13 protein-coding genes are annotated in these 15084 nt (G+C 73.8%); 6 read left to right on the forward strand and 7 right to left on the reverse strand.

The window, feature by feature from the left end:
* Nucleotides 1-141, forward strand: coding sequence for a hypothetical protein (locus tag ACA361_RS09910; protein ID WP_375011532.1), 141 nt, complete (start codon nt 1-3; stop codon nt 139-141).
* A gap of 140 nt (nt 142-281) precedes the next feature.
* On the forward strand, nt 282-2357 hold the full coding sequence (locus ACA361_RS09915) for a UvrD-helicase domain-containing protein (RefSeq protein ID WP_375011533.1): 2076 nt from the start codon (nt 282-284) through the stop codon (nt 2355-2357).
* Here ACA361_RS09915 and ACA361_RS09920 read toward each other — a convergent pair.
* Entirely contained in the window at nt 2354-3880 is a 1527-nt protein-coding gene (locus ACA361_RS09920; protein WP_375011534.1) for a protein kinase, read from the reverse strand. The two genes, ACA361_RS09915 and ACA361_RS09920, sit on opposite strands and share 4 nt — an antisense overlap.
* A 166-nt stretch (nt 3881-4046) precedes the next feature.
* On the opposite strand from ACA361_RS09920, the gene ACA361_RS09925 reads away from it, so the two are divergent.
* On the forward strand, nt 4047-4964 hold the full coding sequence (locus ACA361_RS09925; protein WP_375011535.1) for a ribonuclease HI: 918 nt from the start codon (nt 4047-4049) through the stop codon (nt 4962-4964).
* A 639-nt stretch (nt 4965-5603) separates the two neighbouring features.
* Nucleotides 5604-7910 carry a protein kinase gene (locus ACA361_RS09930; RefSeq protein ID WP_375011536.1) on the forward strand — a complete coding sequence of 769 codons (2307 nt, stop codon included), beginning with the start codon at nt 5604-5606 and terminating at the stop codon, nt 7908-7910.
* A gap of 2 nt (nt 7911-7912) precedes the next feature.
* On the opposite strand, the gene ACA361_RS09935 is transcribed toward ACA361_RS09930, so the two are convergent.
* The 5 genes from ACA361_RS09935 to ACA361_RS09955 form a co-directional block, all read right to left on the reverse strand.
* Complete coding sequence (locus tag ACA361_RS09935; protein WP_375012002.1) at nt 7913-8698, reverse strand: DUF4132 domain-containing protein; 786 nt, start codon at nt 8696-8698, stop codon at nt 7913-7915.
* On the reverse strand, nt 8611-10683 hold the full coding sequence (locus ACA361_RS09940) for a hypothetical protein (protein ID WP_375011537.1): 2073 nt from the start codon (nt 10681-10683) through the stop codon (nt 8611-8613). Before ACA361_RS09940 ends, ACA361_RS09935 begins: the two co-directional genes overlap by 88 nt.
* 40 nt (nt 10684-10723) lie before the next feature.
* The gene (locus ACA361_RS09945) at nt 10724-11929 is read right to left on the reverse strand and encodes a globin domain-containing protein (RefSeq protein WP_375011538.1); all 1206 of its coding nucleotides are present in this window, start codon (nt 11927-11929) and stop codon (nt 10724-10726) included.
* A gap of 76 nt (nt 11930-12005) precedes the next feature.
* Nucleotides 12006-12440, reverse strand: coding sequence for an RrF2 family transcriptional regulator (locus ACA361_RS09950; RefSeq protein ID WP_375011539.1), 435 nt, complete (start codon nt 12438-12440; stop codon nt 12006-12008).
* 71 nt (nt 12441-12511) lie between these two features.
* The gene (locus ACA361_RS09955) at nt 12512-13066 is read right to left on the reverse strand and encodes a TetR family transcriptional regulator (protein WP_375011540.1); all 555 of its coding nucleotides are present in this window, start codon (nt 13064-13066) and stop codon (nt 12512-12514) included.
* Between the two features lie 92 nt (nt 13067-13158).
* On the opposite strand from ACA361_RS09955, the gene ACA361_RS09960 reads away from it, so the two are divergent.
* Nucleotides 13159-13707, forward strand: coding sequence for a TetR/AcrR family transcriptional regulator (locus ACA361_RS09960; RefSeq protein ID WP_375011541.1), 549 nt, complete (start codon nt 13159-13161; stop codon nt 13705-13707).
* The gene (locus ACA361_RS09965) at nt 13704-14396 is read left to right on the forward strand and encodes an SGNH/GDSL hydrolase family protein (RefSeq protein WP_375011542.1); all 693 of its coding nucleotides are present in this window, start codon (nt 13704-13706) and stop codon (nt 14394-14396) included. Before ACA361_RS09960 ends, ACA361_RS09965 begins: the two co-directional genes overlap by 4 nt.
* Before the next feature lie 114 nt (nt 14397-14510).
* Here ACA361_RS09965 and ACA361_RS09970 read toward each other — a convergent pair whose 3' ends face one another.
* Nucleotides 14511-15041, reverse strand: coding sequence for an NUDIX hydrolase (locus ACA361_RS09970; RefSeq protein WP_375011543.1), 531 nt, complete (start codon nt 15039-15041; stop codon nt 14511-14513).
* Nucleotides 15042-15084: the final 43 nt, after the last annotated feature.

The following is a 15084-nucleotide window of genomic DNA, read 5'->3' on the forward strand; positions in this document are numbered from 1 at the left end:
ATGACCGGCAAGCCCGACCTCGGCGGCCTCTCAGGCCCACTTCGTGGCCTGGTCTCCGATGAGGAACCGGCCCGGTTCCCCGGAGCCTCCAGATTCGGCTCGGACCTGTACGAATGCGGCGGCATCATGGTCAAGCGCTGACGCGGCACGGAGGCGTCCAGTCCGCGCGTTCTTTTTGTCCAGGGGTGGACACGGTGGCGCAGGCCGGCAGGAAGTTCGTGCTTATCTTCGCTTCTAGGATGTGAGCGACATCCGGTCAGGTGGTGGAGGAGGCGCGCGTAGTGGCGCAGCTGGCTGTCGCGGACTCGTTCATGCCGCAGTACGCGAAGCTGGAGCCGAAGGTGCGCAAGGGGGTCGAGGCGGCGTTCGCGAAGTTCGCGGAGCACTCGCACGCCGGGCTGCACCTGGAGAAGCTCAGCGGGGCGAAGGACCCGCGGATCCGGACGATCAGGATCGACCTGTTCTGGCGCGGGGTGGTGCTCGCGCCCGAGAAGGGCGACGTCTACTGCCTGCTGTCGGTGCTCGGGCACGATGAGGCGATCGCGTACGCGAAGAGCAGGAAGTTCACGGTCAACCAGGCGATCGGCGTGCTGGAGGTCCGCGACCAGAAGGCGCTGGACGACATTTCGCCGGCGCTGGAGAAGGCGGCGGAGAGCAGCGAGTACCGGCTTTTCGAGCACCTTTTCGACAAGGACCTGACCAAGCTGGGAGTGGACCCGGAACTCATTCCGCTGGTGCGGCTGATCACGACCGAGGCGCATCTGCAGGCGCTGGAGAAATACCTGCCGGAACCGCAGTACATCGCGCTGCTGGCGCTGGCGCAGGGAATGACGGTGGACCAGGCGTGGGCAGAGGTCGCCAAATGCCTGGCGACCGAGCAGCCGCCGCCGGCGGTGGATCCGGAGGACATCGTCACGGCGATGCGCCGCACGCCGGAGCGGGTCGTGTTCGTGAACGGGCCGGAGGAATTGCGGGACATCCTGGCGCACCCGTTCGACACCTGGCGCATCTTCCTCCATCCGGTGCAGCGGAAGGTGGCGCTGCGGCCGTCGTACAGCGGCCCGGCGCAGGTCACCGGGGGTGCCGGTACGGGAAAGACGGTGACCGCACTCCACCGGGCGCGCTTTCTGGCGCAGGCCGATCCGCGGGCGCGGATCCTGCTGACGACGTTCACGAAGAATCTCGCGCAGGCGCTGGAGAAGCAGCTCGCCCTGCTCATCGAGGACGCGAGGGTACGGGACCGGATCGAGGTCGTGAACGTCGACCGGGTCGCGTACGGAATCGTCGCGCGGCACCACCGGCCGGGAATCGCCGGCGCGGACGTGGTGGACCCGCTGTGGGAGGAGGCGGCCGAAGGGCTGCCCTTCTCGCCGACGTTCCTGCGGCGGGAATGGGAGCACGTCGTCCTGGCTCAGGAATTGGCGAGCGAGGAGGAGTATCTGGCGTGCAGCCGCACCGGCCGCGGCGTCCCGCTGGGAAAGGCGCAGCGGGCGGTGGTGTGGAAGGCCATCGACCGGGTGGTGGCCGCGCTCAGGGCGGCGGGGAAGTCCACGTTCCCGCAGCTGGCGAACGAGGCGGCCGATCTGGTGCGGGCGCCCGAGTACGACCACGTGATCATCGACGAGGCGCAGGACATCCACCCGACGCAGTGGCGGCTGCTGCGGCGGCTGGTGGCGCAGGGGCCGGACGACCTGTTCATCGTCGGGGACCCGCACCAGCGGATCTACGACCGGCACGTCTCCCTGGCCGGCCTGGGGATCAACGTGCGGGGGCGCAGCGCCAAGCTGAGGCTCAACTACCGCACGACGCAGGAGATCCTCGGCTGGGCGGTGCCGCTGCTCGGGCTCGTTCCGGCGCAGGGGCTGGACGACTCCGCCGACACCCTGGACGGCTACCGCTCCCCCATGCACGGCCGGCGGCCGGTGGTCAGGCGGTACGAGGACGTGGACGGCGAGCTGGACGGGCTGGTCGAGCAGGTGCGGGCGTGGCTGGACGACGGCGTCGAGCCGAGCGCGATCGGTGTCGCGGCGCGCTACACGTACCTGGTGAAGAAGGCCGCGGGCCGGTTGAAGGCCGCCGGGATCACGGCGTACCAGGCTCCGAGCAAGTCCGACGGCGTGCAGATCGGCTCCATGCACCGGATGAAGGGGCTGGAGTTCCGGTGCGTCGCGGTCATCGGGGTGGACGAGGCGTCCGTTCCGTCGCCGTCGGCCATCGCGGCCGAGGAGGAGGATCCGAAGGCGCACGCGCAGGACCTGCAGATGGAGCGGTGCCTGCTGTTCGTGGCGTGCACGCGGGCGCGCGACCATCTGTACGTGTCGTACGCGGAGGCTCCCAGCGCGTTCCTGCCCTCCTAGCCGGGGAGTTCGGCCAGGAGTTCCACGAGTTCCGGGACGTGCGGGTGGTCGTCGCCGTAGTGGGCGCGGATGTCGGCCAGGAGGGCGGAGAGTTCGTCCCTGGTTCCGGTGCCCGCGGCCAGGCGGAAGCGTCCCGTGCGTACGCGGAGGCGTAGGGAGAGGTCGTCGTACGGGTCGGAGATGTCCGCGAGCAGGGCCTCCTGCAAGCGGATGGCCTTGTCGGTCTCTCCTAGCTGGGCCTCGCAGACGGCTTCCTGCTCGCGGCAGTGCAGGACCTTGTCGTCGTGCGGGCCGTACCATTCGGACAGTCCTTTGGCCGCGACGCGGTACGCGGGTATGGCACGGCGGTAATCGCCGCCCTGGTAGAGCACCTCGGCGAGGTCGAGGCGCAGGTGCAGGACCTCGGCGTCGTCGTCGCCCAGGGAGAGCTGGGCGGGTTCGGCCAGGTCGGAGAGCAGTTCGGCGGCCTGGGTGAAGCGGCCGGCGGACGCCAGGTCGGCGGCCTCGACCCGTGCCTGGGCCACCTCGCCGTGGGACGGCAGCCGTACCGGCCCGGCGGCCCGCCGCGAGGGCGGCGGCGGGGGCTGCGGCGTGTCGGCGATCCGGATGCGCGCCTGCGCCCGGCCGTACAGGCGGGACGGCGCGGGCGCCATGTCCACGGCGCCCGGGAGCGGCTCCAGCCCCGTGACGAACTCCAGCATGCGCTCGTACGCCTCGTGCGCGCCGCTGGGGCGGTCCGGTGACTGCTTGGCCAGCATCTGCAGGACGAGCGCGTCGAACGCGGCCGGGACCTCCGGCCGCAGTTCACGCACCGGCACCGGTACGTCGTCCTCGTGCCGGCGCATGACCTCGTACGGTGTGTCCCCTGGGAAGACCTGCCGTCCCGTAAGCAGCTCGTAGAGAACGCAGCCCAGCGAGTAGAGGTCGCTCTGCGGGCTTGGGCTGCCGTACATCTGCTCGGGCGCGGTGTAACCCGGCGTGTACGGGGCGCCCGCTCCTGTCGACGTCCTCCGTACGTCATCCGGCGCGAGCCCGACGGCGACACCAAAATCGAGGACCTTCACCGAACCGTCAGCGCACAGCATGAGGTTGCTGGGCTTGAGGTCCCGGTGCACCAGGGGCCGCTGATGCGCGACCGCCAGCACGGCGCAGACCTGCGCTCCTATCAGCGCGGCCCAGGAGACCGGCAACGTTCCGTGCAGGTCGACGAGGTGGTCCACGGTCATGCCTTCGACGTACTGCATCACCAGGTACAGGGAGTGCCCGCGCACCTCGTCGTCGTGCTCGCCCAGGTCGTACACCGTGGGGACGCCGGGGTGGTCCAGCCGCGCGGTGCTGCGGGCCTCCTGCTCGAACCGCGCGATCAGGTCGCCGCCGGCGTCGTCGGGGTGCACGAGGATGAACTTGACCGCCAGCCGCCGGTCGAGGAGCTGGTCGTACGCCCGCCAGACCTCGCCCATGCCGCCGCGCCCGATCGCCTGGTCGAGTTCGTAGCGTCCCGCCAGCACGAGCCCCCGCCGCACATCCGCCTCCTTCGGCCCGCCGACCCCGTGCCCCAGTCTCCTCTCCCGCCCGGCTTCCGCGCCACACCCCTCCTTCGACCGTTCACGTGGTTGATTGCGTTCACAGTCGACTGTGTGGTTAGCTTATACGTATACCGGCACACCCCCGACGCGGAGTTGATGCCCCATGACGTTCACGACGATGCGGCCGGACGACTTCGAGACCGCCCGCGCCCTCCTCCCGCCCGACCTCGCCGGCCGCGCCCAGCGTCTCCGCGCGTGCGCCACCAGGGCGTACGGCTGCACCTGCTGCCGCATCGCCCGGCGCGCCCTGCGGCTCTGCTTCGAGGCCGCCGCGGCCGGCCGCGAGCGCCTCGCCGGCGACCTGCTCGCCGAGGCCGAGCACTACGTGGACGCGGGCGCCCACCGAGCGTCCTGTCCCCAGCTTCCCCCGCAGCCGAAAAGACCCGTGAAGGCCTCCCCCTGGCAAGGGCGCGTCGCGGGCTTCACCGGCGGCGGCCCGCTGGTGGCGGCGACGGACGCCGCCTGGAAGCGCGGCACCGGCGGTCTCGGGTACGTCGTCGGCGACGGCCGCTGGGGCATGCGCGGCTGGCGGCCCGCCCCGCAGGACCCGACCGGGAAGAGCAAGGTCCTCGTCAGCGAACTGCGCGCCGTCGCCCTCCTGCTCGACCGCCTGGAGAACGACCGCCTGGAGAACGACCGCGTGGCGAACGACCGCGTGCTGCTCCTGATGATGGACAGCCTGTACGCGCTGCGCTTCCTCCGCGCCTGGCAGCGCGGGGACGTCTCGTACATGCCGCACGGATACGACCTGCGCCCCCGCAGGCACGGCCGCCCGCCCACCCTCGTACGGCTGGCCGAACGCGTCGCGGCCCGCCCCGCCGCCCTGCGGACCGCGCACGTCAAGGCCCACTCGGGCCATCCCCTCAACGAGATCGCCGACTCCCTCGCCTCGATGGCCCGCCGCCGCACCGCCGGCGAGCCGGTCCCCCTGAGCCGAGCCGAAAGCCTGGTCGAAGCCTTCCTCCACACCTGGCACGACGCCCCCGCCCCCGCCCTCGGCACCACCGCCGCGGCCGCCTGAACGGCGAGCGCAGAACGCCGAGCGGCACCACCGACTCCCCTGCACCCAGTCGCTGACGATCGTGCACGCCGAGCCGCTCCCCGGCGAGCTGAGCCCCTCGACGATGACGGCCACGCGCACGGAACCGTTCCAGGCGTACATTCCGCGCTGGAGGAGGCCGTGCGCGAGGAACGGCGCGGTCATGTGCACGAGCACGTCGGGCGCAGCCTGATCGCCGACCTGTGCCGGGCGCGGCTGCTGCCGGAGACGGGCTCTCCCACAGCGGACGTCGTCTGCGATACGCGGAACGGGCGGCTGCTGTACGGAGGTGGTCAGGGACGGGGCTCACGGTTATTCGCATTTGCGGCCGGCGGTGCTGCGGCTTCTGGAGGTTCGGCGTGCCGAGGGCGTGAAGGCCGATCACGCGTTCGTGGTCCTGGCGCGCGCGAGCCCGGAGAGGAGTGGGTCGCCGAGATGCTCGACCAGGCGTTCGGGGTGTCGGTCATCTGGCGTACTGGAGAGGGGTGGGGCGGTCCTCGCTGGAGGGTTGCGGTTGGTGGGTGATATTGGCGGTTTGAGTGGGGTCTGGCTCGGGCTGTTTTCGGTGGTGTCGGGCGGTTTATGATCAGTCGTTCGGGGCGAGCCTGGGTGGAGGCCGTGGTGCGGGCTGGCATGGAGCTGGACGGGCGGTACCGGCTGGCGGAGCGGATCGGCCGCGGCGGGATGGGCGAGGTCTGGCGCGCGAAGGATCTGCGGCTCGGGCGGGCGGTGGCGGTCAAGGTGCTGCCGGCGATCGAGGACGTGCCCGATGCGCAGGAACGGTTCCGCCGCGAGGCGATGATCGCGGCGCGGCTGCGGCATCCGGGGATCACCGTGGTGCACGACACCGGGCGCCACGAGGACCGGCCGTTCATCGTGATGGAGCTGCTGGAGGGCACCGATCTCGCGGCGGTGCTGGCCGGGGCGCCGGAGGGGCTGCCGGTCGGGCGGGCCGTCTCGCTGGCCGCCGAGGCCGCGGACGCGCTGGCCGCGGCGCACGGTGAACGGATCGTGCACCGCGACCTCAAGCCGGCGAACCTGTTCCTCGGCACCGACGGGCGGCTGAAGATCTGCGACTTCGGCATCGCGCGGGCGGCCGACGCCGGCGGGCGCCTCACCGCGGAGGGGTCGGTCGTCGGGACGGTGGCGTACATGTCCCCGGAGCAGTGCCGCGGGGAGGACGTCGACGAGCGTTCGGATTTGTACTCGCTGGGGTGCGTGCTGCACGAGATGCTGACGGGCGTGCCGCCCTTCCCGCCGGGGCCGCCGCACGTGCTGCTGTTGCACCATCTGCATTCGGTTCCCGAGGGGCCGAGGGCGCTGCGGCAGGAGGTTCCCCCGGAACTGGACCGGCTCGTGCTGGCGCTCCTGGCCAAGGAGCCCGCGGAGCGTCCGGCGGGTGCCGCGCACCTCGCTCTGCTGCTGCGCGGGCTCGGGCGTTCGGGCCCCGCCCCGGTGGACGACCGGGACGAGGGCGTGGCGGCCGGGGCCGGCGTCGACGTGGACGTGGACGTGGACGAGGGGCCCGCCGACCCGGCGCCCGGCGACCTGGTGTTGCGGCTGTTCGACGAGGCGGTCGTGCTGTCGGTGACGGAGGACCTGGAACGTCCCGGGACCGTGGGCATGGTGGGCGCGGCGATGCTGGAGACCGACCAGGGCCGGGCCCGCGCGCTGCTCCGCGAGGTCGCGCGGGACTCCCCCGCCGGCTTCCTCCCGCCGGACGACGAGACGTTCGCCGTCACGATGGCGGGAGTCGACGCGGAACTGGCCGTCGAGTGGGCGCGGGCGACCGAGTACCCGCCGACCCGGGCGATCCTGCTCGGGCTCGTCGCCGCCGGGGTCGCCCGCACCGATCCGGCGTGGGCCGGGCGGATCGCGGGCGAGGCGGGCGAGTCCGTCCCGGCGGACTCGTCCGGATACCCGCTGTACCGGCGCGCGATCTTCGACGTGCTGGGGCCGGCGGTCGACGCGGACGTGGCGGAGGAGTTCCTCGGCGCCATCGACGATCCCGGGTGGCGCGCGGAGGCGTCCCACGCCGTGACCGTCGCGACGGCGGCCGAGCGGCCCGAGCACGCGGAGAGGGTGGCCCGGTCGATCGCCGCGGAACCGCGGCGCGCCGAGATGCTGACCGCCCTCGCGGCGGCGCTCGCCACCGCCCGTCCCGACGACGCGGAGCGGATCGCCCGTTCCGTCCCCGATGTGTCCCGCGGTCTCGACGTCCACGGGCCGCACACGGCGCTGGAGGCGGTGGCCGCTGCCGTCGCGCCCACCGACCCGGAGCGGGCCGACCGGATCGTCGGCTCGGTCCTCTACATGGGCGCGGACCTCTGGCGGGCGCGCGAGCTGGGGGTGGCCCTGGCCCCGGCCCGTCCGCTGCGCGCCGAGCAGATCGCCAGGGCCGCGCCGTCGTACGTGGTCTTCCGCATGGAGCGGATCCGCACGCTGGCCGCGGTCGGCGCGGCGCTGGCCGCCACCGATCCCGAACGGGGCGGGCGCCTCATCGACGAGGCGTTCCGCACGGCCGGCCGCAACGTGCGCCCCGCCAAGCGCGTCGAGGCCCTCGGCATCGCGGCGGCCGAGATCGCCGCGGTGCGCCCGGACCGGGCCGAGGAGGTGGCCGGAACGCTGCGGTCGCGGTCCCTGCCGTTCGGCAGGAACGAGGCCCTGCACGCCATCGCGGTCGCGCTGGTCCCCGTGGCGCCGGACCGGGCCGAGCGCGTCGCCCGGGGCATCGCGGACCAGGAGCTGCGGGACCGGGCGCTGACCCGGCTGGCCCTCGGAGTGGGGGCGGCCGATCCCGGGCGCGCCGAACGCTGGGCCCGTGACATCGAGGGCGTGCCGGCCCGGGCGAAGGCGCTCGCGCGGCTGGCCCATGTGCTCGGCGGCCACGAGCCCAACTGGCGGGACAAGGCGCTGCTGGAGGACTGACCTCATGGCGGCTCGGGGCGCCGGACGTGTGCGGCCAGGGCGGTGAGGAGTTCGGAGGCCGTGGCGGGGTGGAGGTCGCTCAGCGGGCGGGCCGGGCCGGGCGAGTACGGGCCGGGGCGGGCGCCGTGCCAGATGCCGGTGACCTTCTCCGTGCGGTCGTGGCTCTGCGACAGGTTGAGGATCACGAAGCCGGACGGGTGCGCGGGGCGGAAGAGGCAGTCGTCCACGTAGGCGCCGTCCGGGGTGCGGCGGGTCCAGCCGCGGGCGCGGAGGGCGGCGAGGCCGGCGGGGTCGACGAGCAGGTTCTCGAAGCGGGCCAGGCGGGTGGCGCGGCGCTCGGCGGGGGTGAGGGCGGCGACGGGACGGTCGAGCTGGGGGAACGGCTGGAGGAGTTCGTAGTCGTCGAAGGTCTGGCGCCAGTCGTCGAGGCGGTCGCCGAGGCCGGCGGGGTGCGCGAGGCCGATCGCGGCGGACTCGGCGAGGGTGAGGACGGCGTCGTCGGCGTCGGCGAGGGTGCGGTCCTCGGCGAGGCGGAAGGCGGTGGTCTTGCCGCCGTCCTCGCTGAGCCAAACGAGGCGGCGGACGATGTGCCACAGCAGCGGGTGCGCCGCGAACAGGTCGCGGAACTCGGCGGCGCTCCAGCGGCGGCGGTCGACCATGGCCGCTTCGAGGCGCCGGATCTGCGCCTCGGCGACCGCCTTCACCTCCTTCCTGAGGGCGGTGTAGCGCTGCCGGGCGGCGGTGGCGAGCTGCCGGTCGTCCCCGGCGGACGCGCCGGGTCGGCCCAGGCGGGGAGCTTGGGGATCCGGGGCGGGAGGATGTCGAGCGGGTCGGTGGACAGCAGGGCCGCGATCGCGCCGGCGGTCTCGCGGCCGTAGGAGCGGGCGGCGTCGACGACCGCCTCGGTGCCGATGTCCGAGGCGATGAGGCGGAGCGCCCGCTCGGCGTCGCGGCGATCGACATCACGGCCGGCCGCGGCGGCGTCCGGGCGAGGTGGGGGCTTGGAGGCGGGGGCGAGTGCGTACGGGATCAGGGCGCGGGCGGCCGCCGCGCCGTGGCGGCCGAACCAGGCGACGGCCGTGGGGCGGGCGCTCTTCAGGCGGGCGAGGCGGCCGGCCATCAGGGCGGCGACCTCGTCGTCCAGGTACGGGAGGAGCGGTTTCCCGCAGCCGCCGGGGTTGGCGCGGGCGGCGTGCAGCGCCGCCGGGAGGGCGTCGAATCCGTGGCGGGCGACGACGGCCCGCATCCAGACGCCGTCGGCGGCCTCCCAGTCCCTGGCGTGCCAGTGCCATTCGGACAGCAGCGGCCGCACGAGGTCCTCGGGGCCTTCGGCGATCAGGTGGCCGATGGCGTACCCGGCGGGCTCCTCGCGGCAGGACTTCACGGCGGCCGGCCAGTCGTGGCCGGTGCCCGCGTACCAGCGGCCGCTCGGGGAGGCGGCGCGCGCCCAGGACTCCCGCTCGCCCGGCGCCCAGACCAGGGCGCGCTCGCCGGGCGGGTCGAGCTCGATGACGCGGGGGTCGCCGCGTTTCTCGCGTTCGCGGGTCCAGGGCGGCTCGGCGAGGACCCGCGGGAGGTCGCCGGGGGCGGCCGGTTCGGCGCGCGTCTCGGCGTCCAGGACGCGGGCGACGGCGGGCCGGTGCCGTTCCGCGGCGGCCGGCTCGGGATGGGCCCTCAGGTGCCAGGTCAGCAGGTCCGCCAGCAGGTCGGACAGCTGGGTGTCCTTGGCCGTGCGCCTGCTCGCCTGTTCTGCCGCGGCCGTGTCGGCGAGCAGGCGCAGGGCCCGTACGGGGTAGCGGTCCATCGCCGCCGTGAGCGCCTCAAGCGCCAGGGTCTCCCCGCGCCGCTCGATCAGTGCCGCGAGCGCCTCGTCGGACGGCATCGCGCTCAGCACCTCAAGGAGGACCCTGCGGTCCGGGCCCGGGTGGGGGTGCGCGTTCAAAGCCCGCAGCAGCACCGGGACGAGGCGCGCGCCGATGCCCTCGGCGGCGGTGGCCAGGACGTCCAGGCTGAGCGCGCCGTTCCCGTCGAGGGGCCAGCCGCGCATCCGGCCGGCCTGCCGGGCGTCGCCGAAGGAGCACCAGAGCATCCAGGCGTACGGGCTCCGGGGCTCGGTGACGACGCGGCACTCGTCCGTCCAGTCCTGCCGGGTGGGCACCAGGAACGAGACGATGACGCGCTGCGGCTCGGTCCGCCGGTGGCCGGCCAGGCGGGCGACGGCCTCCTGGTAGTCGTGCTCGTCGGCGGCGGCCAGGATCGCGCGCATCCGGGCCGCCAGCTGCAGGAAGCCGTCATCGCGGGAGGAGAACGCGGTCGCGCGGGCGATAGCGGAGGCCGGGTTCGTCCGCGTGTCCGCGCTCCGGTTCGCCGCCGTCTCCAGCGCGCACGCCTCCGCGCAGGCGGCCGCGGCGAACGGGACGCCGTGCTCGGAGACCCAGGCGTCCGCCAGCCACCGCGGCGGCCGGCCCTCGTGCGGACCGGGAGGGCCGGCCGTGCCGGAGAACAGCACGTACGCGACCGCCGCCGCTCCCAGCGGGCAGGGCCGGCCGTCCAGATGGTCCCGGACCGCCGCGACGATCTCCGGATCGCCGCCCGTCCCGGGACGCACCCGGCCGAGTTCGGCCCGCTTCCGGGCGGCGTGCTCGCGCAGGACGGCCCCCGCCCGGGCGTCGATCTCGATCGGCGGTCCCGGCACGCCGCCCCGCCTCGGATGCAGGACCCGGCGCCACGTGTCCGGGATGACCAGGGCGTCTTCGGCGGGCGGCTCGTCCATGGCAGGCGACCTTACGGCCCGCCACCGACACTCCGCGGGCTCAGCCGGCGGCGCCGGCCAGCCAGAGGTCGGGGCCGAAGACTTCGTAGTGGATCCGGGACGCGGGGACGCCGCGCGCGAGGAGCTGCCCGCGGACCGACTTCATGAACGGCACGGGCCCGCACAGGTAGGCGCGGACGCCGTCCGGGACCTCCACGCCGGCCAGGTCGGCCAGGCCCGTGTACTCGGGAGCGCGGGGGCTCTCGGGCCGCTCGTACCAGACGTGGACGTCGGCGTGCGGCAGCTTGCCCGCCAGCAGGTCGAGTTCCGTGCGGAACGGGTGGGTGCTCTCGGTGCGGTCGGCGTGGACGACGGTCACGGGCCGTTCCGAGCCGGTGGCGGCGAGGTGGGCGAGCATGCTGATGGTCTGGGTGCTGCCGATACCGGCGGACGCCAGCAGCACCGGGGACTCCCCCTCGTCCAGGACCGTGTCGCCGAACGGGGCGCTGACCGTGAGCACGTCCCCTTCCCGGACGTTCGCGTGCAGCCAGTTGGAGACCTCGCCGTCCGGGGCGCCGTCCGTACCGGCGACGCGCTTCACCGAGATCCAGCGGTCGGTGCCGTTGGGCGCGCAGGAGAGGCTGTACTGGCGGATCTGGCTGGCGCCGTCCGGCAGGGGGCAGCGGACCGAGACGTACTGGCCGGGCTGGAACGGCGGGCTGGGCGCCCTGTCAGCGGGACGCAGCATGAACGTGGCCACGTCGGCGGTCTCCTCCAGGCGGCCGACGACCTTCCAGTCCCGCCAGACGTCGCCGTTCTCCACGCCGGCCCGCGCGTACAGCCGCGCCTCCATGGCGATGAGGGCGCCGGCCATGAGCCAGTACACCTCGTCCCAGGCGGCGGCGACCTCCGGCGTGACGGCGTCGCCGAGCACGTCGGCGATGGCCGCGAACAGGTGCCGCTGCACGATCGTGTACTGGTCCGGGGTGATGCCCAGGGAGGCGTGCTTGTGCGCGATGCGCGCGAGCATCGCGTCGGGCCGCTGGTCGGGCCGTTCCAGGAGGAGTGTGGCGAACGCGGCGATGGATCCGGCGAGCGCCTTCGCCTGCGTGCCGTCGGCCTGGTTGCCGCGGTTGAACAGGTCGCGGAGCAGCTCGGGGTGGGCCTCGAACAGCCGGCCGTAGAACAGCGGGGTGATCCGGTCGATCGCGCCGCCGACGGCCGGCAGGGTGGCGCGGACGATGGCGGCGGACGGTTCGGACAGCATCGAACGACCTCCAAAATCGGCATCTGAGATTCTTATTATCTCGCCGGGGTCGCCCGGACCCCATCCGGGGGCACCGCTATCCGCGCAGCAGCCGGACCAGCACGGGCCGTACCGGCTCGTCCACCAGATCCCGCACGGTGATCGGGTCGAGCGCCTGGTAGAACGCCTCCTGCGCCGTCTGCAAGGCCATCCGCAGCCGGCACGCCGACCGCAGCGGGCAGGGCGGGTCGTCCTCGCAGCCGACCACGTCGCCGTGCCCTTCCAGCGCCCTGACCAGGTGCCCGACCGACGCCGCCCGACCGGCCTCGGTCAGCACGAGCCCGCCGCCGCGCCCGCGGCGCGCCTCCAGCACCCCCATTCCCCGCAGCCGGCTCACCACCTTGGCGACATGGGTGTACGGCGCGTTCACCGCCTCGGCGACCTCCCGCGACGTCGGCGTCTCCCCCTCGCCCGCGACCGCCAGCCGCATCGCGACCCGCAACGCCAGATCAGTGAACTTCGTCAGCCGCATCCACCCACTTTACTGGTAACCGAGATGTGAATTTGATCGCACCCAGCGTCCAGGGACGGCGAGGAACCGGGTCAGGAGGGGCGGGGGCCGGCCAGGTAGTGCTGGAACGTGGGAGCGAGCCAGGCGACGGCCTCGTCACGTTCCAACGCGACGACCGGCGGGAGGCGGAGGACGTAGCGGCACAGGGCGAAGCCGAGGGCCTGGGTGGCGGCGAGTCCGGCGCGGGCGGGGGCCTCGGCGGGATCGCCGGTGAGATCGGCGACCTTGGGGCCGAGCTGCGCCGCGAAGATGGTGCGCATCCGTTCCGCTATGTCGGGGTCGGTCACCGCGGTGCGGAGGAGGATCCGCAGGGCGTCGCCCTCCCAGCGGTCGACCAGGTGGGCGGCCAGGACGCGGCCGATCTCGTCGCGCGGGACGGCGGTGAGGTCGGGCAGGCGCAGGTCGATGTCGGCGGCGGCGGCGAAGAGCTGCTGCTTGCTGCCGTAGTAGCGCATGACCATGGACGGGTCGATGGCCGCGTCCGCCGCGATGGCCCGGATGGTGGCGCGGTCGTAGCCGTCGGCGGCGAACCGCTCGCGGGCCGCCTTGAGGATCACGGCCTTGGTCTCGGTCGAGGATCTGCGCATGCCGCCCACCCTATTGCCAACAATCGTTGGCCTACAATCGTTGACCTGTGGCGCTCTTGTTAGTAAGTGGTAACTAATGTAGCTTCCCCGGCATGGGAGCCGTGCGAAGTACGGCCGCGGAGCGGCGAGGGCAGGCGGTCGGAGCGGGGATGCGGGTCTTCGCCGACCACGGGCTCACGATGGCCGCGGTGCAGCAGGTCGCGAACGACATCGGGGTGTCACAGCCGTACGTCTTCCGGCTGTTCGGCAGCAAGCAGGCGCTTTTCCTGGCGTGCCTGGACGAGCTGGAGGGCCGGGTCGTCGAGGTCTTCCGAGCGGCCGCGGAGGCGGGAACGGACGACCCGCTGCGGGCGATGGGCGCGGCGTTCCGGGACATGGTCGCCGACGGTGTCGTCACCGGCCTGTGGTTGCAGGCGTGCGCCGCCGCGCGCCGGGACGAGGCGGTCGCGGCGCGCTGCCGCGCGCTGCTGGGGGCCGTACTGGACGAGGTCGGGCGGCTGACCGGGGTCGGGCCCGACGGCATCGCACGGTTCATGGGAGACGGCGCCCTCGTGGTGCTGCTGCAGGCGATCGGCGCGGACCTGTCGGGCGGGAGCCGCGCCGCCGTCCGATCGCTGCGTCGAGAGGGGACGATCTCATGAGTGCGCTGCTGCTGCCCGTCATCGCCGTCCAGGGCGCGTGGGTCCGGCTGAGGACCGAGCGGCTTCCCGAGGCCGGCGGACCGGCCGAGGGACGCACCGGCACCGGCGACGGCGCGCCCCTGCGCGTCGCCGTGCTGGGCGAGTCGACCGCCGCCGGATGCGGGGTCGGCACCCACGAGGAAGGGTTCGCGGGCTGCCTGGCGCGCGAGCTGGCCGAGCGGTCCGGACGTCCCGTGAGCTGGGAGGCGGCCGGGCGGAACTCCGTCACCTCGGACGTGATCCGGCGCGAGCTCCTCCCCCGGGTCGGCAAGGACCTGGACGTCGCCGTGCTCCTCGCGGGCGTCGGGGACGTGCTGCACCTGCGCTCTCCTGCGGCCTGGGGCGCCGACCTCGCGGCCATCGCCGACGCGCTCGGTGAGCGGGCAGAGCGGGTCGCGGTGGCGGGCGTACCGCCGTTCGGGGCGTTCCCGTCGCTTCCGGGCACGCTGCGCCGCTACCTGGCCGGGCGCGCGGACGCCCTCGACGCCGAATCCCGGCGGGTCTGCGCCGAACGGCCGCGCGCGACGTGGGTCGGCTCGGCGGGCATCGCCCCCGTGGGCCCGGACTTCTTCGCCCGGGACCGCTTCCACCCCTCCGCCTCCGGTTACCGCCGCTGGGCGGAGCTCATCGCGGACGCGCTCGCGCGCTGAGGGCGCGTACGGCCAGGCCGGGACCGGTCAGGGGCCGTTCCCGGTGACGCCGCGGAGCCGGGCTCCGGCGCGTTCGGCCGGCTCGCCGCGAGGCGGCGGGTCACGCGGACGGCTTCAGGCGGTCGTGGCTCGTTCCGCGGCGATCGGGTAGTTCAGCAGCGCGAAGCGGGCGAGGGACCGGACCTGGTCGAACGTCGGCAGGGCGGCCAGCTCGTCCAGGCCGAACCAGGCGGCCTCGTGGACCTCGGCGAGCTGCGGCGTGACGGACCGGTGCCCGGTGCCGTCCACCCGCCTGACGTAGAAGAACTGGGTCAGGGCGGGGAGCGGGAAGCCTTCGAGGCGTTCGATGTCCACGTAGAACGGGACGGGTTCGGGCACGGCGCCGGGGTCGTCCGGGTGGACCGCCGGCTGGGCGGAGAGCGCCTCGACCGGCAGGCCGGTCTCCTCGGTGACCTCCCGCACCGCGGCGGCCGCGAAGGTCTCCCCCGGATCCAGGTGCCCGCCGGGCGGCACCCACCTGTCGAACATGTTGTGGTGGACGAGCAGCACGCGCCCCCGTTCGACGAGGTATCCCGAGCAGACCAGGAAGAAGCCCATGTCCTCGGTGGCATCCCGGTACCGGATGAGGTTCGCACGCCGGGCCACGGCAACACCCTCCTCTCGCTTGGCCGGCACTCCGAGCATGGCG

The organism is Actinomadura sp. 21ATH, from assembly GCF_041951345.1.
Lineage (GTDB): Bacteria > Actinomycetota > Actinomycetes > Streptosporangiales > Streptosporangiaceae > Spirillospora.

What these genes read in the sequence shown, in the direction of transcription:
- ACA361_RS09940 (WP_375011537.1), bottom strand. Translation starts at nt 10,683, where the DNA reads ATGGACGAGCCGCCCGCCGAAGACGCCCTGGTCATCCCGGACACGTGG.
- ACA361_RS09955 (WP_375011540.1), bottom strand. Translation starts at nt 13,066, where the DNA reads ATGCGCAGATCCTCGACCGAGACCAAGGCCGTGATCCTCAAGGCGGCC.
- ACA361_RS09925 (WP_375011535.1), top strand. Translation starts at nt 4,047, where the DNA reads ATGACGTTCACGACGATGCGGCCGGACGACTTCGAGACCGCCCGCGCC.
- ACA361_RS09965 (WP_375011542.1), top strand. Translation starts at nt 13,704, where the DNA reads ATGAGTGCGCTGCTGCTGCCCGTCATCGCCGTCCAGGGCGCGTGGGTC.
- ACA361_RS09910 (WP_375011532.1), top strand. Translation starts at nt 1, where the DNA reads ATGACCGGCAAGCCCGACCTCGGCGGCCTCTCAGGCCCACTTCGTGGC.
- ACA361_RS09960 (WP_375011541.1), top strand. Translation starts at nt 13,159, where the DNA reads ATGGGAGCCGTGCGAAGTACGGCCGCGGAGCGGCGAGGGCAGGCGGTC.
- ACA361_RS09945 (WP_375011538.1), bottom strand. Translation starts at nt 11,929, where the DNA reads ATGCTGTCCGAACCGTCCGCCGCCATCGTCCGCGCCACCCTGCCGGCC.
- ACA361_RS09950 (WP_375011539.1), bottom strand. Translation starts at nt 12,440, where the DNA reads ATGCGGCTGACGAAGTTCACTGATCTGGCGTTGCGGGTCGCGATGCGG.